Annotated in this window: 15 protein-coding genes and 1 tRNA gene; 9 read left to right on the plus strand and 7 right to left on the minus strand. The window is 67.9% G+C overall.

The genetic code is table 11. From position 1 onward, the window contains the following. Positions 1-389 precede the first annotated feature (389 nt). The 4 genes from EHF44_RS09935 (at position 390) to folE2 (ending at position 4664) form a co-directional block, all read left to right on the plus strand. Positions 390-689, plus strand: coding sequence for an exodeoxyribonuclease VII small subunit (locus EHF44_RS09935; RefSeq protein ID WP_124683594.1), 300 nt, complete (start codon positions 390-392; stop codon positions 687-689). Then, entirely contained in the window at positions 686-1570 is an 885-nt protein-coding gene (locus EHF44_RS09940) for a polyprenyl synthetase family protein (RefSeq protein ID WP_124683595.1), read from the plus strand. Before EHF44_RS09935 ends, EHF44_RS09940 begins: the two co-directional genes overlap by 4 nt. A gap of 44 nt (positions 1571-1614) precedes the next feature. After that, the gene (dxs, locus tag EHF44_RS09945; protein WP_124683596.1) at positions 1615-3531 is read left to right on the plus strand and encodes a 1-deoxy-D-xylulose-5-phosphate synthase; all 1917 of its coding nucleotides are present in this window, start codon (positions 1615-1617) and stop codon (positions 3529-3531) included. A 329-nt stretch (positions 3532-3860) separates the two neighbouring features. After that, positions 3861-4664 carry a GTP cyclohydrolase FolE2 gene (gene folE2, locus EHF44_RS09950; RefSeq protein ID WP_124683597.1) on the plus strand — a complete coding sequence of 268 codons (804 nt, stop codon included), beginning with the start codon at positions 3861-3863 and terminating at the stop codon, positions 4662-4664. Positions 4665-4739: 75 nt separating this feature from the next. On the opposite strand, the gene EHF44_RS09955 is transcribed toward folE2, so the two are convergent. Both EHF44_RS09955 and tsaD read right to left on the minus strand, forming a co-directional pair. Beyond that, entirely contained in the window at positions 4740-6770 is a 2031-nt protein-coding gene (locus tag EHF44_RS09955; protein ID WP_124683598.1) for an alkaline phosphatase D family protein, read from the minus strand. A 97-nt stretch (positions 6771-6867) separates the two neighbouring features. Then, on the minus strand, positions 6868-7917 hold the full coding sequence (gene tsaD / locus EHF44_RS09960; protein WP_124683599.1) for a tRNA (adenosine(37)-N6)-threonylcarbamoyltransferase complex transferase subunit TsaD: 1050 nt from the start codon (positions 7915-7917) through the stop codon (positions 6868-6870). A gap of 146 nt (positions 7918-8063) precedes the next feature. Here tsaD and EHF44_RS09965 point away from each other — a divergent pair, with 146 nt between their 5' ends. The 3 genes from EHF44_RS09965 to dnaG all read left to right on the plus strand — a co-directional run bounded on the left by EHF44_RS09965 (position 8064) and on the right by dnaG (position 12032). Then, on the plus strand, positions 8064-9299 hold the full coding sequence (locus tag EHF44_RS09965; RefSeq protein WP_124683600.1) for an NAD(P)/FAD-dependent oxidoreductase: 1236 nt from the start codon (positions 8064-8066) through the stop codon (positions 9297-9299). Positions 9300-9519: 220 nt separating this feature from the next. Next, positions 9520-9969 carry a GatB/YqeY domain-containing protein gene (locus EHF44_RS09970; protein ID WP_124683601.1) on the plus strand — a complete coding sequence of 150 codons (450 nt, stop codon included), beginning with the start codon at positions 9520-9522 and terminating at the stop codon, positions 9967-9969. Positions 9970-10187: 218 nt separating this feature from the next. After that, positions 10188-12032: a DNA primase gene (gene dnaG, locus EHF44_RS09975; protein ID WP_124683602.1), complete on the plus strand. Its 1845-nt coding sequence runs from the start codon at positions 10188-10190 to the stop codon at positions 12030-12032. A 161-nt stretch (positions 12033-12193) separates the two neighbouring features. Here dnaG and EHF44_RS29005 read toward each other — a convergent pair whose 3' ends face one another. Next, a complete protein-coding gene (locus EHF44_RS29005; protein ID WP_409558964.1) occupies positions 12194-12553 on the minus strand; it encodes a hypothetical protein in 360 nt (119 codons plus the stop codon). Between EHF44_RS29005 and rpoD the strand changes: the two genes are divergently transcribed. Both rpoD and EHF44_RS09985 read left to right on the plus strand, forming a co-directional pair. Then, positions 12543-14825, plus strand: a complete 2283-nt coding sequence (gene rpoD / locus EHF44_RS09980) for an RNA polymerase sigma factor RpoD (protein WP_172966033.1) — start codon at positions 12543-12545, stop codon at positions 14823-14825. The two genes, EHF44_RS29005 and rpoD, sit on opposite strands and share 11 nt — an antisense overlap. A 16-nt stretch (positions 14826-14841) precedes the next feature. After that, positions 14842-14920: transfer RNA gene (locus EHF44_RS09985), tRNA-Ile, on the plus strand. 101 nt (positions 14921-15021) lie between these two features. On the opposite strand, the gene EHF44_RS09990 is transcribed toward EHF44_RS09985, so the two are convergent. From EHF44_RS09990 to EHF44_RS10005, 4 genes are read right to left on the minus strand one after another with little or no spacing between them, the layout of a single operon-like run. After that, positions 15022-15558 (minus strand): nitrous oxide reductase accessory protein NosL, encoded by a 537-nt coding sequence (locus EHF44_RS09990; protein WP_124683604.1) that lies wholly within the window; start codon positions 15556-15558, stop codon positions 15022-15024. Continuing rightward, complete coding sequence (locus tag EHF44_RS09995; protein WP_172966034.1) at positions 15555-16379, minus strand: ABC transporter permease; 825 nt, start codon at positions 16377-16379, stop codon at positions 15555-15557. Before EHF44_RS09995 ends, EHF44_RS09990 begins: the two co-directional genes overlap by 4 nt. Next, on the minus strand, positions 16366-17289 hold the full coding sequence (locus EHF44_RS10000) for an ABC transporter ATP-binding protein (RefSeq protein ID WP_253700019.1): 924 nt from the start codon (positions 17287-17289) through the stop codon (positions 16366-16368). Before EHF44_RS10000 ends, EHF44_RS09995 begins: the two co-directional genes overlap by 14 nt. After that, positions 17276-18505 (minus strand): nitrous oxide reductase family maturation protein NosD, encoded by a 1230-nt coding sequence (locus tag EHF44_RS10005; RefSeq protein WP_409558977.1) that lies wholly within the window; start codon positions 18503-18505, stop codon positions 17276-17278. The genes EHF44_RS10000 and EHF44_RS10005 overlap by 14 nt, the downstream gene beginning before the upstream one ends. Between the last annotated feature and the right edge of the window lie 5 nt (positions 18506-18510).

Genomic DNA, 18510 nt, shown 5'->3' on the forward strand with positions numbered 1-18510 from the left:
AACAACCCAACCATCGAAATAGGAATCGATTTGGGAAACCGTGTCAGACGAGCGAAACCGGAGCCGGTTCCCCGCCCTGAGGCAGAGAAAAATGCGTCCTGGACGCAACGGATCTGAACTCGCCGACGAGCCGGGGATTGTACCCGAGCCCAAAAATTAAGGGACTGATTTTTTTGACTTTTTAGCGAAAAAGTCGACCCGGGTCGTCACGGAGGTGCCCCTTCGGGCGCATTCGGAAAGACGACCCGGGCGCACACGTCACTTCCCTGTCACGGGCACCGGTTATGTGGCGTATCCGCACGCCGGCCATCCGCCCTGTGGATAACACTGTTCTGCGGCCCGGCCCTGGTTTGGCGTAAAATCCCGAATTCCCCTGAACAAGGCCCGACATGCCAAGAACGACGACCGCCCCGGTCCAGCCCGACGATACGCCGTCCGCCAGCGTGCCGCCGGCTTCCTACGAGGCCGCGATGGCCGAGCTGGAAACGCTGGTGGCGAGCATGGAAAGCGGCGAGCTGCCGCTGGAGGCGTCGCTGGCCGCTTACCGCCGGGGCGCCGAACTCGTCCGCTTCTGCCAGCAGAGCCTGGAGCGCGTGGCCCAGCAGGTCAAGGTACTGGAAGGCGACGCCCTGAAGCCGCTGGCCGGCGAATCCCGTCCCGACAACAATAACGGCGCAGACTTCGAATGAGTGATTTCGCTACCTGGATGCGGGCGCAGGGCGCCCGGACCGAGGCTGCCCTGGACGCGGCCCTCCCGTCCACGGACACAATTCCCCACACCTTGCATGAAGCCATGCGCTATGCTGTCCTCGGCGGTGGCAAGCGGGTGCGCCCGCTGCTGGTCCACGCTGCGGGCGAGGTGGCGGATGCGCCATCCGAGGCTTGCGACGCGGCCGCCTGCGCCGTCGAGATGATCCACGCCTACTCGCTGGTCCACGACGACATGCCGTGCATGGACGACGACGACCTGCGCCGCGGCCGGCCGACGGTCCACAAGGCCTACGACGAAGCCACGGCACTGCTGGTGGGCGATGCGCTGCAGACGCAGGCGTTCATCGTGCTGGCGCAGACGCCCGCGCTGGGCGCCGAGGCGCGGCTGAAGCTGGTGGCCGAGCTGGCCACGGCGTCCGGATCGGTGGGCATGTGCGGCGGGCAGGCGATCGACCTGCAGAACGTGGGCCAGTCCATGACCCGCGACGCGCTGGAAGGCATGCACCGCATGAAGACCGGTGCGCTGCTGCGCGCCAGCGTGCGCATGGGCGCCCTGTGCGGCAGCATCGACGCGGCCGGGCTGGCCGCGCTGGACCGGTATGCGGCGGCCGTGGGATTGGCGTTCCAGGTCGTGGACGATATTCTCGACGTGACCGCCGACACGGCGACGCTCGGCAAGACCGCCGGGAAGGATGCCGCCAACGACAAGCCGACCTACGTGTCGCTGCTTGGTCTGGATGCTGCACGCGAGCTGGCCGCCCAGCTTCGCACCGACGCCCACGAGGCGCTGGCGGGATTTGGCGCACGCGCCGGCCGGCTGGCCGAACTGGCCGACCTGATCGTGCTGCGCTCGAACTGAACTGACAAGCCGGACACCGAGAATCCGGCGGCCGAACGGACACCATGACCTACACGCTGCTCAACAACATCGACGACCCCGCGGACCTGCGCAAGCTGGACCGCCGCCAGCTCGGCACGCTTGCCGACGAACTTCGCGCCTACGTGCTCGAATCGGTCTCGCAGACCGGCGGCCACCTGTCGTCCAACCTCGGCACGGTGGAGCTGACCATCGCGCTGCACTACGTGTTCGACACCCCCAGCGACCGCATCGTCTGGGACGTGGGCCACCAGAGCTACCCCCACAAGATCCTGACCGGCCGCCGCGACCGCATGTCGACGCTGCGCCAGTACGGCGGCATCTCGGGCTTCCCGCGCCGCTCGGAAAGCGAGTACGACACGTTCGGCACTGCGCACTCGTCCACGTCGATCTCGGCCGCGCTGGGCATGGCGCTGGGCGCGCGCACGATGGGCCAGAAGCGCGTGGGCATCGCCGTGATCGGCGACGGCGCGATGACGGCCGGCATGGCGTTCGAGGCCATGAACAACGCCGGCGTCTACAAGGACCTGCCGCTGCTGGTGGTGCTCAACGACAACGACATGTCGATCTCGCCGCCGGTGGGCATGCTGAACAAGCACCTGGCGCGCCTGCTGTCGGGCCAGTTCTACGCGGCGACCAAGAAGGGCATCGAGAAGGTGCTGTCCGTGGCGCCGCCGGTGCTGGAGTTCGCCAAGCGCCTGGAAGAACATGCCAAGGGCATGGTCGTGCCGGCCACGCTGTTCGAGGAATTCGGCTTCGACTACATCGGCCCGATCGACGGCCACGACCTGCAATCGCTGGTCCCGACGCTGCAGAACATCCGCCAGCGCGCGCTGGAAGGCCACGGCCCGCAGTTCCTGCACGTGGTGACCAAGAAGGGCCAGGGCTACAAGCTGGCCGAGGCCGACCCGATCCTCTACCACGGCCCGGGCAAGTTCAACCCGGCCGAGGGCATCCGCCCGGCGGCCAAGCCGTCGCGCAAGACGTACACGCAGGTGTTCGGCGACTGGCTGTGCGACATGGCCGCCGCCGACCCGCGCCTGATCGGCGTCACGCCGGCCATGCGCGAGGGCTCGGGCATGGTCGAGTTCGAGAAGCGCTTTCCGGACCGCTACTACGACGTCGGCATCGCCGAGCAGCACGCAGTGACGTTTGCCGGCGGCCTGGCCTGCGAGGGCCTGAAGCCCGTGGTGGCGATCTACTCGACGTTCCTGCAGCGCGGCTATGACCAGCTCATCCACGACGTGGCGCTGCAGAACCTGCCCGTGGTCTTCGCGCTGGACCGTGCCGGCCTGGTCGGCGCCGACGGCGCCACGCACGCCGGCGCCTACGACATCCCGTACCTGCGCTGCATCCCGAACATGATGGTCATGACGCCGTCTGACGAGAACGAGTGCCGCCAGCTGCTGACCACCGCGTTCCAGCAGGATTGCCCGACCGCCGTGCGCTACCCGCGCGGCGCCGGCGTGGGCGTGGCCACCGAGGCCGCGCTGACCGCGCTGCCGGTGGGCAAGGGCGAGATCCGCCGCACCGGCCAGGCGCGTGCCGGCCAGCGCGTGGCGATCCTTGCGTTCGGGTCGATGCTGCACCCGTCGCTGGCCGCGGCCGACGCGCTGGACGCCACCGTGGCCAACATGCGCTTCGTCAAGCCGCTGGACGTGGACCTGGTGCGCCAGCTTGCCGCCGACCACGACTACCTGGTGACCGTGGAAGAGGGCGCGACGATGGGCGGCGCCGGCAGCGCCGTGCTGGAAGCACTGGCCGAGGCCGGCATCGAGGTGCCGACGCTGGTGCTGGGCCTGCCCGACCGGTTCATCGACCATGGCGATCCGGCGTTCCTGCTGTCGCAGTGCGGGCTGGACGCGGCGGGCATCGAGCGCGCGGTGCGCGAGCGCTTTGGCCTGGCCGACCAGCCGGTGAAGGTGGCCACGCGCGTCGCCTGACGCCCGGCACCCGGCACTGGCACGGCCCCGGCGGCGCGGATCTTCCGCGCCGCTTTGCTTTTGGGCACCGGCACATGGCAGGACGCTGCATCGCCCGCCCATTCGCTGCACGAAATACGCGGAAGGGGGCGGCGCATCGGCAGTGGCTTCCAATCTTGCGTAAAATCGCGATTCCCATTTTCGTGTTCGCAACTGCGGGCAGGCGCCGACAGCATGACGCCTGGACCCGCCGTTTCACACTCGTTGCGCGGCGTGGAGAAATCCTGCGAAAACGCCGCGACCGTAAGGATGGCCGCCACCCCCTGGCGGCGTCCTGGAGGAAACCGTAGATGAATGACATCCATCCCGCCTTTGTCATGCCCGACGTGCAGTCGAGCGTCGATACCCGCCAGATCGTGATCCAGCGCGTGGGGGTGAAGGGCGTGCGATATCCGCTGACACTGAAGACGCCCGCCGGCCAGGTCGGCACCGTCGGCACGTTCAACCTGGACGTGCGGCTGCCGGCCGACCAGAAGGGCACCCATATGTCGCGCTTCGTGGCGCTGCTGGAGGACAACCGCGCGCCGCTGGACCTGGCCGGCTTCCGCGCGCTGCTCGACGACATGCTGGTGCGGCTTGAGGCAGATGCCGGCCGCATCGAGGTCACCTTCCCGTACTTCATCAGCAAGATCGCGCCGGTATCGGGCGTGCAGTCGCTGCTGGACTACGAGGTGACGCTGGCCGGCGAGCGCCGCGACGGCCAGACGCGGCTGTTCCTGACCGCGCTGGTGCCGGTGACGAGCCTGTGCCCGTGTTCGAAGAAGATCTCGCAGTACGGCGCGCACAACCAGCGCTCGCACATCACGATGCAGGTGGAACTGGGCGGCGACCTGGACGTGGAAACGCTGGTCCGCATGGCCGAGGAAGAAGCGTCGTGCGAACTGTGGGGCCTGCTCAAGCGCCCCGACGAGAAGTTCGTCACCGAGCGCGCCTACGAGAACCCGAAGTTCGTCGAGGACCTGGTGCGCGACATCGCCATGCGGCTGAACGCCGACGACCGGATCGTGGCCTACACGCTCGAAGCCGAGAACTTCGAGTCGATCCACAACCACAGCGCGTACGCCGTGATCGAACGGGACAAGCGGGTGGGGTGATCGTCACCACCGCCAGTCGGCGCCCCTGTCTCGCGGTGCGGGAGAGGGGCGCCCATCCACAGTCCGACAGCTTCCTCAGACCACCGTCACCGCCGGCACCCCGGCAGCCACTTCCACCACCTTCACGCTTTCCGTCGCCGGCTGCGCGGGGGCGGCGCCGTCGACCAGCGGCTTGAGCTTGTGGAAGCTGCAGCTCAGCTTGGTGGCGGTCAGCGTGACCACCGCGTAGCCCTGGGCGTCCGTGTTCACGTACTTGAGCCACGGGTTGAACGTCGTCAGCGTGGTGTTGAACGTGTTGGTGACCGTGCCGGCGCCGTCGGTCGTGTAGATCAGCGGCGCGGCGGCCTGGAAGGCCGGGTCGCTGTCCACCACGCTCCTGAAATAGCTCTGGAACGAATTGCTCGACAGGCCGGCCGTGACCAGGTCCACCATCACCGGCACGGGCGTGGCCGCGTCGTAGTCGTCCATGACCGGGCCGGCGAAGAACGCGTGGATGTCGCCGGTCAGCGCCACCACGTTGGCAATGTTCTGGCTCTTCAGGAATGCCATCAGCGCCTTGCGTTCGGCGTTGTAGCCGTCCCACTGGTCGGCATTGAGAATGTACTTGTCCAGCAGCGCCACGGAAGGCAGCGCCGCGTTGAGCACCGGCTGGATGGCCGCGTCGAAGGTGGCGCCCGGAATGCCGGCGTTGGCCTGCAGCAGCGCCTTGAGCGCGGCATAGGCCGGCGTCGGGTAGGTGCCGTCGCCCTTGGCCGTGGTCAGGTCGGTCACCAGCGCCGCCGTCATGGCCGGCTGCAGCGGCGCCAGCGCGCCGTTCGCCTTGACCAGGCCGGCGGCCAGCAGCGCGGCGATGGCCTGCGTGCCATCGATCTGCATGCGCAGCAGCGACACTTCGTTGCCCCACAGTTTCCACGTCGTGGCCGCGCCGGCCATCTGCTGCTGCCACCAGGCGCGCTGCGTGTCGCCAAGGATCGACACCGGCGTCAGGGCGCCGCCCGCCGCCGTCACCTTGCTGGCCTCCAGCCCGGCCAGCGTGGCCTTGGGCACGAAGTAGCGGCTGCCGATGCTGCTGCCGGCGGCCTGCTCGGGGATCACGTGGTCCGCGCGGTACAGCCGCTCGTCGGTCATCACCAGCGTGGCCAGGTTGCCGAACGTGAACGCGCGGTAGATCTGGATGTTGCGGAACGATGGGTCGGCCCGGTCGAAGCTCACGTCGGCCGGCATGAATTCGAACCACGCCTGGCTGGCGGCGCGGCGGCGCGCGGTGCGCGGGTCCAGGTCGTCGCTGGCCGTGTAGGTCTGGTGGTCCTGCCAGCAGTCGTCGGAAAACTCGTGGTCGTCCCAGATACCGATGACCGGAAAGCGCGCGTGCAGCGCCTGCAGCCGTGGGTCGCTGCGGTATGCCTTGTACAGGTAGCGGTAGTCGTCGATGGTCGTCGCGTAGGTGCCGTCGGCCGACGCCGTGCCGTTCGGCAGCGTCAGCCTGGCGTGGCGGCCCTCGACCTTGCCGGTCTGGAACGCCGCGCCGACTGTCTCGTAGATGTAGTCGCCCATGTGGACCACGAAGTCGAGCTCCTGGCCGAGCAGTTCCTCCATGCCGGCCCAGTGGTTCACGCTCCAGTCCTGGCATGTGATGAACGCGAACCTGAGCTGCGACAACGGCGTGCCGGCCGCCGGCGCGGTGCGGGTGCGGCCAGCCGGGCTGGTCTGGCTGCCCGCGACGAAGCGGTAGTAGTAGGTGGTGCCGGCGGCAAGGCCGGTCACCTTGTTGCGGATCGTATAGTCCCAGTCCGGCAGCGCCGACAGCGTGCTGTTGACGACCATCGTGCCGAAGTCGGCCTGCGTGGAGACCTGCAGCTGCACGTTGACGGGCTGGCTGCCGTTGCCGCCCGTGACGCGCGTCCAGAGCATGACGCTGTCGGGCCGGGGGTCGCCGGACGCTACGCCCTGCTGGAACGTGAAGGTGTTGCCGGGGTCGGTGGCGGGCGGGGTGGCCGGGGTGGTGGGCGGCGTGGTGGGGTCATCGCCACCGCAGCCGGCCAGGCCCGTGGTGGCCACCGTCACGGTGACGAAACTTCCCCATTTCAGAAACTGGCGGCGATCCATCTGGCGTCCCTCTATCGTTATGTGATGTGGAGAACGCAAATTGTTCGGCGGCCTTGTGACCGCCTTGTGTCGGGATGCCGCCCCGATTAGAGGTTTCCTACGACGCCTGGACGCCCGCGCCGTCGGGCAGGCGGATATCGGACAGGTCCCAGCGCGGCGTCACGCCATAGTCGTAGCCGTGGCGCGCCAGTTGCGGCGCGGCCTGCAGCCGCATGGCGCCGGCAAAGGCGATCATGGCGCCGTTGTCGGTGCAGAAGGCCAGGTCGGGATAGAAGACTTCCACCTTGCGGCGCCGGCCCATCTCGTTGAGCCGCTCGCGCAACTGGCGGTTGGCGCCCACCCCGCCGGCTACCACCAGCCGCTTGTGGCCGGTCTGCTTGAGCGCGTTGAACGACTTGGCGGCCAGCACGTCGACGATGGCATCGACGAACGACCGCGCCAGGTTGGCCCGGTCCTGCTCGCAGGCGTTGCCGAGCTTGCGGGTTTGCGTCAGCACGGCCGTCTTGAGCCCTGCGAACGAGAAATCGAGATTGCCCGAATGGAGCATCGGCCGGGGCAGTTCGAACGCGCCCGGGTTGCCGAATTCGGCCAGCCGCGACACTTCGGGCCCGCCCGGATAGCCGAGCCCGAGCAGCTTGGCGGTCTTGTCGAATGCCTCGCCGGCTGCGTCATCGAGCGTTTCGCCAAGCAGCGTGTAGTCGCCCACGCCCTTGACCTCCATGAGCTGCGTGTGGCCGCCCGACACCAGCAGCGCCACGAACGGGAAGGGCGGCGGGGCGGGGGTCAGCAGCGGGGACAGCAGGTGGCCTTCCAGGTGGTGCACGCCGACCATCGGCACGTCCAGCGCAAAGCCCAGCGCGTTGGCGACCGACGCCCCCACCAGCAGCGCGCCGGCCAGCCCTGGGCCCTGCGTATAGGCGATGGCGTCGATGTCCTGGCGCTGGCGCCCGGCGTCGGCCAGCACCTGCCGCAGCAGCGGCAGCACGCGGCGGATATGGTCACGCGACGCCAGTTCCGGCACCACGCCGCCATATTCGCGGTGCATGGCGATCTGCGAATGCAGCGCATGCGCTAGCAGGCCGGCCCCGGTGTCATAGAGGGCCAGCCCGGTTTCGTCGCAGGAGGATTCGATACCGAGGACAAGCATGGCTGTGTGGTGCGGCCGGCTGGGTTCGGGCTGCAACTGCAGCGATCGTGCCGGCAAAAACGGAAGGCCAGCAGGGTAGCACACCCGCGCAGCGCGCGCTCGGGCGCCCGCCTTTCGCTACAATCGCGGCTTCTTGAAGGGGCGACATGACACAAGGCAGGAACGACCGGTTCGACGTGGCGGTGCTGGGCGCGGGCGCGGCAGGCATGATGTGCGCCGCCGTGGCGGGTCAGCGCGGCGCGCGCGTGGCGCTGATCGACCATGCCACGCGGCTGGCCGAGAAGATCCGCATCTCGGGCGGCGGCCGCTGCAATTTCACGAACCTGCAGGCCGGGCCGGCCAACTACCTGTCGTCGAACCCGCACTACTGCCGCTCGGCGCTGGCGCGCTATACGCCGCAAGACTTCCTGGGCCTGCTGCGCCGCTACGACGTGGGCTGGCATGAGAAACATCGCGGCCAGCTCTTCTGCAACGACAGCGCCGAGGACATCATCGCGCTGCTGCGGGCCGAGTGTGACGCCGGAGGCGTGCACTGGCGCACCGGTTGCACTATCGACGAGATCCGCAAGGAAGGCGACGACTACCTGCTGTTGACCACGCAGGGCACGGTGCGCGCCGGGGCGGTGGTGGTGGCAACGGGCGGCCTGTCGATCCCGAAGATCGGCGCCACCGATTTCGGCTACCGCATCGCGCGCCAGTTCGGACTCAAGGTCGTGGAAACGCGCCCGGCGCTGGTGCCGCTGACGTTCGACGGCCAGGCGTGGCAGCCGTTCGTGCCGCTGGCGGGGGTGTCGATGGAGGTCGATATCGCCACGGGCAGCGGCAAGACGGCCGGCGCCTTCAAGGAAGACCTGCTCTGGACGCACCGCGGCCTGTCGGGCCCGGCCGTGCTGCAGATTTCGAGCTACTGGCATCCCGGCACGCCGATCGAGATCGACCTGTTCGACGGCGAGGATGCCGCCGCGTGGCTGATCGGTCACAAGAAGGGTACGCGCAAGCACCTGAACAACCTGCTGGGCGAGCGCCTGCCGTCGCGGCTGGCTGATGCCTGGTGCGCGGCGGCCGGCCTGTCCGGCGGCCAGCCAGTGGCCGACATGCCGGACAAGGCACTGCGGCAGCTTGGGGAGGCGCTGAACCGGTGGCGGCTGGTGCCGTCCGGGACCGAGGGCTACAAGAAGGCCGAGGTCACGCTGGGCGGGGTGGATACGCGCGGCCTGTCGTCGGCGACGATGATGGCGCGCGACGTGCCCGGGCTCTATTTCATCGGCGAGGTGGTCGACGTGACCGGCTGGCTGGGCGGGTACAACTTCCAGTGGGCCTGGGCGTCGGCCGTCGCGGCCGGCGAGGCCGTCTCGGAGGCCGCACGCGGCGCTGCGGCCTAGGCGGAACAGCCGCCGGCGTGGCGTGCCATCCATATGCAGTGCGATGGCCCATGCGCTACAATCGGCGCTCTCGCAAAAGGCTGGCGGCGCGCCGGCACGTTCGCTTTTCCTCGTTTTCGGCCAGAGCGCGGCTTCGCCTCTGCACGTACCCGCTGCGGGCCATGGCTCCGGCGGGTTTTTGCGTTATGGTCCCAGTAGCCTCAATTTTTGGAAGATTGCCATGTCCCTCAAAGCCCGCATCAACGACGACATGAAGGCCGCCATGCGCGCCCGCGAAGCCGAGCGCCTCGGCACGATCCGCCTGCTGCTGGCTGCCATCAAGCAGCGCGAGGTGGACGAGCGCGTGGAACTGGACGATGCCGCCGTCACGGCCGTCATCGACAAGATGATCAAGCAGCGCAAGGACTCGATCTCCCAGTTCGAACAGGCCGGCCGTGACGACCTGGTGGCCAAGGAGAAGGCTGAGCTGGACGTGCTGGCCGCCTACATGCCGGCGCAGCTGTCCGAGGCCGAGGTGGCCGCCGAGGTGCAGAAGGCCGTCGAAGAGGCCGGCGCCACCGGTCCGCAGGACATGGGCAAGGTCATGGGCCTGGTCAAGGCCCGCCTGGCGGGCCGCGCCGACATGACCGCCGTGTCCGGCCTGGTAAAGGCCGCGCTGGCGCCGAAGTAATTGACGGCGGCATCAGAGATAAGCACGATTAGCAGTCGCGATAGACGAAGTTGCCGCCAGGTTGACGGGGCTTGGCGGTCGATGTCGGCAAAGGCCGGCAGGGCGTTGCGGCTGCACTACAATGGTTCGATAGCTGCCGGGCGACGTTCCGGTCACGCATTCCAGAAAAGCGGCCGCCGGCGTGTCCGGCAGGCCATGGCATCAGGACGGTCAGTCGGGTGATTCCGCAATCCTTCATTCAGGACCTGCTCAACCGCGTGGACATTGTCGACGTGGTGGGCAAGTACGTGCAGTTGAAGAAGGGCGGGGCCAATTTCATGGGCCTGTGCCCGTTCCATAACGAGAAATCGCCGTCGTTCACGGTGTCGCCGACCAAGCAGTTCTACCACTGCTTCGGCTGCGGCGCGCATGGCTCGGCCATCGGCTTCCTGATGGAGTATTCCGGCCAGTCCTACCCCGATGCGGTGCGCGAGCTGGCGCAGTCGGTGGGCCTGTCCGTGCCCGAGGAACGCAACAGCCTGCCGCCGGCCCAGCGCGCGGAGCAGCAGGCGCGGTCCGTGGCGCTGAGCGACGCCATGTCGCGGGCGTCCGATTTCTACAAGAAGCAGCTCCGCGGGGCGCCCCAGGCCATCCAGTACCTGAAGGGCCGCGGCCTGACCGGCGAGATCGCCGCGCATTTCGGGCTCGGCTACGCGCCGGACGACTGGCAGGGCCTGGAGGCCGTGTTCGGCAGCTACCGCGACGACGCGGTGGCCGGGCCGCTGATCGAGAACGGGCTGCTGATTGAATCGCAGGACAAGCGCGACGCCGACGGCAAGCCGCGCCGCTACGACCGGTTCCGCGACCGGATCATGTTCCCGATCCGCAACACCAAGGGCAATGTGATCGGCTTTGGCGGCCGGGTCATGGGCCAGGGCGAGCCGAAGTACCTGAATTCCCCCGAAACCCCGCTGTTCAGCAAGGGCACGGAGCTGTACGGGCTGTTCGAGGCCCGCCACGCCATCCGCGAGAACGGCTACGTGCTGGTGGTGGAAGGCTATATGGACGTGGTGGCGCTGGCCCAGCTTGGCTTTGCCAACGCCGTGGCCACGCTGGGCACGGCCTGCACGGCGGTGCACGTCCAGAAGCTGCTGCGCCAGACCGACGCCGTGGTGTTCTCGTTCGACGGCGACGCCGCGGGCCGGCGCGCCGCCCGGCGGGCGCTGGAAGCCTGCCTGCCCCACGTGGCCGACAACAAGACCATCCGCTTCCTGTTCCTGCCGGCCGAGCACGACCCGGACAGCTACGTGCGCGAGGAAGGGACCGATGCCTTCGCGCGCCAGGTGCAGAACGCGATGCCGCTGTCGCGCTTCCTGCTCCAGATCGTCACCGAAGAACAGGACCTGCGCCAGCCGGAAGGCCGCGCCCGCGCCCAGTTCGAGGCCAAGCCGCTGCTCCAGGCCATGCCGGCCGGCGGGCTGCGGCTACAGATCGTGCGCGAACTTGCCGATGCTACCGGTACGACGCCGGCGGAAATTGAGGCGGTATGCGGGCTGGGCAGCGATTCGTCGCGCGTCGGCCGGTTCTCGCAGCCGCGCCCGCGCGCCCGGCGCCAGGCGCCGACCGGGCTGGAGCAGCAGGTGATCCAGCTACTGATGAGCTACCCGGCGCTGGCCGCCCGGCTGGACGACGATGCCCGCGCGCTGCTGCTGGACCCCCAGCGGCCCGAAACCGAGGTGCTGGCGCACCTGGTGGCGGCCTGCGACGGCATCCAGGGCACGATGAACTTCGCGGCCTTCAACGAACAACTGGCGCAGACGCCGTTTGCCGACGTCTATGCCAACGCCCGGGCCGCCGTGCTGCGGGAAGACATGGAAGAGGCGTCGGCGACACTTGAATTCGACGGGGCCATCCACAAGCTGCTGGCAGACCCGCTGCAGCGCGAGCTGGAAACGCTGCTGGCGGCGATATCGGCTGGCACCGCCAGCGAGGACGACAAGGCGCGATACCGCTGGCTGATGCCGGAGGTGCAGCGTCGGCGGCAGATGGGCTGGCGCCCTGTGACGTCGGACGATCCGACGTAGGCGCCACAGGATCAGCACACAAGAAGCACAACAGATACGTTTTCGGCTTGAGCCGTTGCACAAGTGATCCCAACTGACGGACGAATCCGGGGTCTATCGCTTAAGCCTTGATTTTTCAGGTGAAAACCTCACCTGACAGGAAGCCGGGGATTGGTGACGTGCTACAATGCCCGGTTTGGATTGCGAAATCTCTCTCCAGTACTGGCGAAAGTGAGCGTGCCAATGGCAAAGGCCAAAGCAACCGAAAGGGCAGCCGAGAAGGCGCCCTCCAAAGCTCCCCAATCAGGGAGCGGCAAGGCGTCCGTGAAAACAACGGCGGCGAAGACTTCGACCGCGTCAGTCAGGACGACATCAGCCCGGTCTGCGCCAGCAAAGTCCGTGCGAAGCGCTCCCGCGCCCGCCGGAACCACTTCCGCCAGGAATCGCACATCCGAAAATACCAGGCCCTCGACTTCGGCACGCGAGAGCGGCAGCAGCGCCAATACAAGCGGCAGCAATGCCGCTGCACCAGTGAAAGGCAAGAGTATCACCGTGGCGAAACAGCAGAATACCGAAGTCGAGAGCAAGCGTGCGGCAACGACGGCCGGCACCCGCAGCAGCAGCGCCCGCGCAGGCGCTACTGCCGCCGCGCCGAAGGCCCGTGCCGCGACTCCCGCATCCGTTGCATCCGAGCGAACCGCCGCTCCGGCCGTCAAGCCTGAGCCGAAGAAGCGCGGTCGCAAGCCCAAGGCCGAGATGCAGCAAGAAGACAGCACCATCGAAGACGTGACCGAAGAGTTTTACGAAAACGACGCGCCCGCGACCCCGGCGGCGGCCCCGAAGACCGAGAAGCAGAAGGCCAAGGACCGCAAGGCCAAGGAGAAGGCGCTGCTCAAGGAATTCGCCTCGTCCAACCAGGCCGGCAGCGAGGAAGAACTCGAACTCCGCCGCCAGAAGCTCAAGGCGCTGATCAAGCTGGGCAAGTCGCGCGGCTACCTGACCTACGCGGAAATCAACGATCACCTGCCGGACGACATGGTCGATTCGGAAACGATCGACACGCTGGTCGCCACGCTGAACGACATCGGCATCGCCGTCTACGAACAGGCGCCGGACGCCGAGACGCTGCTGCTCAACGACAACGCCCCGTCCGCCACCAGCGAGGAAGAGGCCGAGGAGGAAGCCGAGGCCGCGCTGTCGACCGTGGATTCCGAGTTCGGCCGCACCACGGACCCCGTGCGCATGTACATGCGCGAGATGGGTACGGTGGAACTGCTGACGCGCGAGGGCGAGATCGAGATCGCCAAGCGGATCGAAGCCGGCCTGAAGGACATGGTCATGGCCATCTCGGCCTGCCCGGTCACGATCTCGGAGATCCTGGCCAGCGCCGAGCGCGTGGCCAACGAGGAGATCAAGATCGACGAGTTCGTCGACGGCCTGATCGACCCGAACGCCGAGGAAGTGCAGGACAACTCGCCGGCCCAGGCCGCGGCTTCCGATGAGGAAGACGAGGAATCGGACGAGGACGGCGACGAGGAAGGCGACGAGGACGAGGACGACGAGAGCGGCGGCGGCGCCGGCGCGTCGGCCCGTCAGCTCGAAGAGCTGAAGGTGGCCGCGCTGGAGAAATTCCGCATCATCGCCGAGCAGTTCGACAAGATGCGCCGCGCGTTCGAGAAGGAAGGCTACAAGTCCAAGCCGTATGTGAAGGCGCAGGAAGCCATCCAGGCCGAACTGATGGGCATCCGCTTCACCGCCCGCAACGTCGAGCGCCTGTGCGACACGCTGCGTGGCCAGGTGGACGAAGTCCGCAAGCTGGAGCGCGCCATCCTGAACATCGTGGTCGACAAGTGCGGCATGCCGCGCGCCGACTTCGTGGCCCGCTTCCCGGGCAACGAGACGAACCTGGACTGGATCCAGACCATCGTGGCTGACCACAAACCGTACAGCACGATCGTCGAGCGCAACGTGCCGGCCGTGCACGAGCTGCAGCAGAAGCTGATCGACCTGCAGGCCCGCGTGGTGCTGCCGCTCAAGGAGCTGAAGGACGTCAACCGCAAGATGTCCGAAGGCGAGAAGCGCGCCCGCGAAGCCAAGCGTGAAATGACCGAGGCCAACCTGCGCCTGGTGATCTCGATCGCGAAGAAGTACACGAACCGTGGCCTGCAGTTCCTGGACCTGATCCAGGAAGGCAACATCGGCCTGATGAAGGCGGTGGACAAGTTCGAATACCGCCGCGGCTACAAGTTCTCGACGTACGCCACGTGGTGGATCCGCCAGGCCATCACGCGCTCGATCGCCGATCAGGCCCGCACCATCCGTATTCCGGTGCACATGATCGAGACGATCAACAAGATGAACCGGATCTCGCGCCAGATCCTGCAGGAAACCGGCAACGAGCCGGATCCGGCAACGCTGGCCGAGAAGATGGAGATGCCGGAGGACAAGATCCGCAAGATCATGAAGATCGCCAAGGAGCCGATCTCCATGGAAACGCCGATCGGGGACGACGACGACTCGCATCTGGGCGACTTCATCGAGGACACGAACACGCTGGCCCCGGCCGAGGCGGCGCTGCATGGTTCCATGCGCGACGTGGTCAAGGACGTGCTCGACAGCCTGACGCCGCGCGAAGCCAAGGTGCTGCGCATGCGTTTCGGCATCGAGATGAGCACCGACCACACGCTGGAGGAAGTGGGCAAGCAGTTCGACGTCACGCGCGAGCGTATCCGTCAGATCGAGGCCAAGGCGCTGCGCAAGCTGCGCCACCCGAGCCGCTCCGACAAGCTGAAGAGCTTCCTGGAAGGCAGCTAAGCATCACGCCTTCTAAGGGCCTCTAGCTCATGCCTGGTTAGAGCAGCGGACTCATAATCCGTTGGTGCCGTGTTCGACTCACGGGAGGCCCACCAACTCATGCAGTAAGAAGAAGGGGCTACGGTTTTCGCCGTAGCCCCTTTTTTCGTTGCGATGCGATTTTCTCGGCCTTCATGTCTGCGGCCGTGTGCTCGCCCTACATCCGCCCGTCACCTCCCGCTCCCCCGCTCAGATCCACCATATCGGCCGTGATGCCGGCGTACGGCAGCACCTTGCCGCCGTGCTGGTGGGCAAACGCCTGGGCGGCTGACTCGTTGCGGAAGCCCGGGATGGTCGGGCCCATGGCGCCGTGGCGGCGGCTGCCGATGACGTAGAAGCCGGTGCGGGCGTCGAACCAGTGGCCGCGCGGGGTATTCCAGTCGGCCAGTTCCATGTCCTGCGTGAAGACGGCGGCGACCGGGCGAACCTGCTCCGGGCGCAGCAGGGTGCTGAACAGTTCCACGGTGTCGCAGTACCAGACTGGAGCCGCCTGGCCGGCGAAGTAGATTTGCGCCTTGGGGCCGGGATGGTCGGCCAGCAGCATGCCGTCGAGGTCGCAGGCGGTGGCGGGGTCGAAATCGGCCGGGGTCGGGGCGGCCGGGGCCGGGCGGGAGCATGCCGCGAGCAGGCTCTGCAGCGGCAGGGCGCTGATGGCGGCCAGCAGGATGCGGCGGGTGGGGTGCGGGTGGGTCATGTCCGGAATCTCCAGATGGCGAGAAGCAAGGGCGCGGCGATCCACGCCAGCAGGGCGGCGGCCAGTGCGGCGGGGCTGGCGAGTGCGGTGGGGACGATGCTGGCCAGGCCGTACAGTTCGCGCACGGCGGCCAGCGAGAACACGTTGAGGATGCGGAACAGGCCGGCGGGATTCAGCAGCAGCGCGGTGGCGATCGCGGTGTCGCCGACCTGTCCCCCGGTTGCCACGAGCGCGCCCACCAGCAGCAGGTCGTAGACCAGCACGAAGAACAGCCAGACGGCGATGGCAAGTCCCGACGCCTGCGCGCGGTCGCGGGCGAGTACGGAGAGCAGCACGGCGATGCTCAGGAAGGTCATCCCCAGCAGCACGGCGCTGCCACAGAAGCGCAGGAATGGCCCGAGCATCGCGGCGCCGAACTTCAGGAACAGCGGCACGCCGACCGTGGCGAAGCCCGCCAATGTCGCCAGCCCCAGCGCGGCCGCCAGGCCCAGGTACTTGCCGAGCAGCAGTTCCACGCGCGTCAGGGGGTACGACAGCAGAAGCCCCAGCGAGCCGCGCTCGCGCTCGCCGACGATGGCGTCGAAACCGAGCAGCAGGGCAATCATCGGAATCAGGTAGATCGCCAGGCTGACCAGGCTGGCGATCACGAACGCGGCCGAGCGCAGACCGACCTCGCCCTGCTGCGCCCCGCCGAAGTAGCCAATGGCCAGCGAGAACGCCGCGAAGCCCACCGCGATGACCAGCACCCAGCGGTTGCGCAGGCGGTCGCGCAGCTCCTTGTGCGCCACCGTGCCGATCTGGCGCCATTCAATCCATGCCATGGGTGGCCTCCATGCCGAAGAAGACATCTTCGAGCGTGGGCTCATCGATGCGCAGGTCATCAAGGCAGTCGGCCAGCAGCCCCACCAGCGTCATGCAGGTGTCGGGCGGGCAGACCAGGCAAAGCATCGGGCCGGCGCCGTACATCGCTACCTCGGGAAGTGCTTCGAGCCGCCGCTGGATCAGGCGCAGCGTGCCCGGCACGATGCGCACGCGCAGCCGCAGCGGCAGTTGGTGCCGCCCGCGCAGCGCCGCCACCGTGCCGAGCGCCTGCACCTTGCCATGGCGGAGCAGCGCCAGCCGGTCCACGCGTTCCTGAAGCTCGCTGAGGATGTGCGAGGTGATGACGATGGTCACGCCGGCCTGCTGCCGCTCGCGCAACAGCGCGTGCATATCGTGCAGCGCCACCGGGTCAAGGCCGTTGCCCGGCTCGTCGAGAAACAGCACGCGCGGGTTGCCAAGCAGCGCCTGGGCCAGGCCGAGCCGCTGGCGCATGCCCTTCGAGTACTCGCGCACCGGACGCCGCGCCGCGTGGGCGAGGCCGAGGCGGTCGAGCAGGGCGAAGCCGTCGTCCTGGCTGGAGCCTTTCAGGCGGGCGAAGAAGCGCAGGGTTTCCAGTCCGCTGAGGTTGTCGTAGAGCGCCAGGTTCTCCGGCAGGTAACCGATGCGGCGGCGCGCGGCGCGAAAAGCCGAGGTGCCGACGGCGGCGCCGCCGACCTCGATCGTCCCGCGCGAGGGTGGCACCAGCCCGAGCATCATCTTGAACAGCGTGCTCTTGCCGGCGCCGTTGTGGCCGATCAGGCCGAACATCTCGCCCGCATGCAGTTGCAGGCTGATGCCGTCCACGGCGCGGATCGGGCCGTAGTACCGGGCCACGTCCTGCAGCACGACGGTCACGTCAGGTGCCTTCACGCCATCGTCTCCAGTCAGGATGCGCGGGAGCCATGCGCGGCGCGGCATCCACCACACTGGGCGCGCGCATGACGGGAAACTGCCGCGCCACCACGCGCAGCGCCTGCACGGCCGGGCTGGCGAACAGCAGTTTCACGGAAGGGTGCCGCCATGTCAGGCGATCGACCACGTCGTTGGCGGCATGCGGGATGTCGCCGATGCCGTCGCCATTGCGGTCCCAGCCAAGGTAGTTGCTCCAGTAGTTGCCGCCGGGCTGGCCGGCGGGGGCGCCCCACGGCTCGTCGCGCGCCCCCACGTAGCGCACCGATTCGCGGTTGCCGATGAAGTCGTTGCGCTGCACCACGTTGCGCGTGGAGCCGGCCGAAAGGTGCACGCCCACCGCGTTCCCGGTCACGAGGTTGCCACGCAGCGTCACGTACTCGGCGTCGTAGACGAAGAAGCCCCGCGCATTGCCGGCCACCACGTTGCCCTCGACCAGGGCGTCCTGCACGGTGCGCAACATGATGCCGTGGTCGGTGTTACCCCAGGTGCGGTTGTTGCGCACGGTCTGGTCGCGCACCTCCATCAGCGCCAGCCCGCCGCGGTTGCGGTAGCTGTCGTTGTCTTCCCAGAGGTTGTAGTAGGAGTTCATGTAGTGGCTGCCGTAGCGGCTGTGGTGGAGCCGGTTGCCGCGGAACACGGCATGGTGCGAGACGTCGATGTAGAGCGCGTCGCGCACGAAACTGATCTGGTTGCCCACGATCTGCGCGCCTCGGGTGTTGTAGAGCTGGATGCCGTTGCCGCGCTGCGACGATTGGAAATCGCGCTTGCCGGTGATGACGTTGTGCGTCACGCGCACGTCGTTGGCCTTCTCGATCCACAGGCCGAACAGGTTGTAGGCGAGCGTGCAGCCGGTGACGGTGGCCCGGTGCGCGCCCGGGCGCAGGTAGATGCCCGCGTCCTGCCCCTTCAGGCTGGCGCCGGAATCGCGCACGATCAGGCCGTCGAGCGTCACGTCGGGCGCGGTCACCGTGATCGTGTTGCCCTGCAGGCCGCCGCTGATGGTGGGTCGCCCCACGCCGCGCAGCGTCAGCGGCCTGTCGATGCGCAGGTTGCCGGCATAGCGGCCCCGCGCGATGCGGATCTCGTCGCCGTCCCGCGCGGCGTCGATGGCTTGCTGGATCGACGCGCCGGGCGCCACGTCGATCACGGCGGCATGGACGCCGCTTCCACCCATCGCGC

The organism is Cupriavidus pauculus (assembly GCF_003854935.1).
Classification (GTDB): domain Bacteria; phylum Pseudomonadota; class Gammaproteobacteria; order Burkholderiales; family Burkholderiaceae; genus Cupriavidus; species Cupriavidus pauculus_C.

What these genes read in the sequence shown, in the direction of transcription:
- EHF44_RS09935 (WP_124683594.1), top strand. Translation starts at nt 390, where the DNA reads ATGCCAAGAACGACGACCGCCCCGGTCCAGCCCGACGATACGCCGTCC.
- EHF44_RS09940 (WP_124683595.1), top strand. Translation starts at nt 686, where the DNA reads ATGAGTGATTTCGCTACCTGGATGCGGGCGCAGGGCGCCCGGACCGAG.
- dxs (WP_124683596.1), top strand. Translation starts at nt 1,615, where the DNA reads ATGACCTACACGCTGCTCAACAACATCGACGACCCCGCGGACCTGCGC.
- folE2 (WP_124683597.1), top strand. Translation starts at nt 3,861, where the DNA reads ATGAATGACATCCATCCCGCCTTTGTCATGCCCGACGTGCAGTCGAGC.
- EHF44_RS09955 (WP_124683598.1), bottom strand. Translation starts at nt 6,770, where the DNA reads ATGGATCGCCGCCAGTTTCTGAAATGGGGAAGTTTCGTCACCGTGACG.
- tsaD (WP_124683599.1), bottom strand. Translation starts at nt 7,917, where the DNA reads ATGCTTGTCCTCGGTATCGAATCCTCCTGCGACGAAACCGGGCTGGCC.
- EHF44_RS09965 (WP_124683600.1), top strand. Translation starts at nt 8,064, where the DNA reads ATGACACAAGGCAGGAACGACCGGTTCGACGTGGCGGTGCTGGGCGCG.
- EHF44_RS09970 (WP_124683601.1), top strand. Translation starts at nt 9,520, where the DNA reads ATGTCCCTCAAAGCCCGCATCAACGACGACATGAAGGCCGCCATGCGC.
- EHF44_RS09990 (WP_124683604.1), bottom strand. Translation starts at nt 15,558, where the DNA reads ATGACCCACCCGCACCCCACCCGCCGCATCCTGCTGGCCGCCATCAGC.
- EHF44_RS09995 (WP_172966034.1), bottom strand. Translation starts at nt 16,379, where the DNA reads ATGGCATGGATTGAATGGCGCCAGATCGGCACGGTGGCGCACAAGGAG.
- EHF44_RS10005 (WP_409558977.1), bottom strand. Translation starts at nt 18,505, where the DNA reads ATGGGTGGAAGCGGCGTCCATGCCGCCGTGATCGACGTGGCGCCCGGC.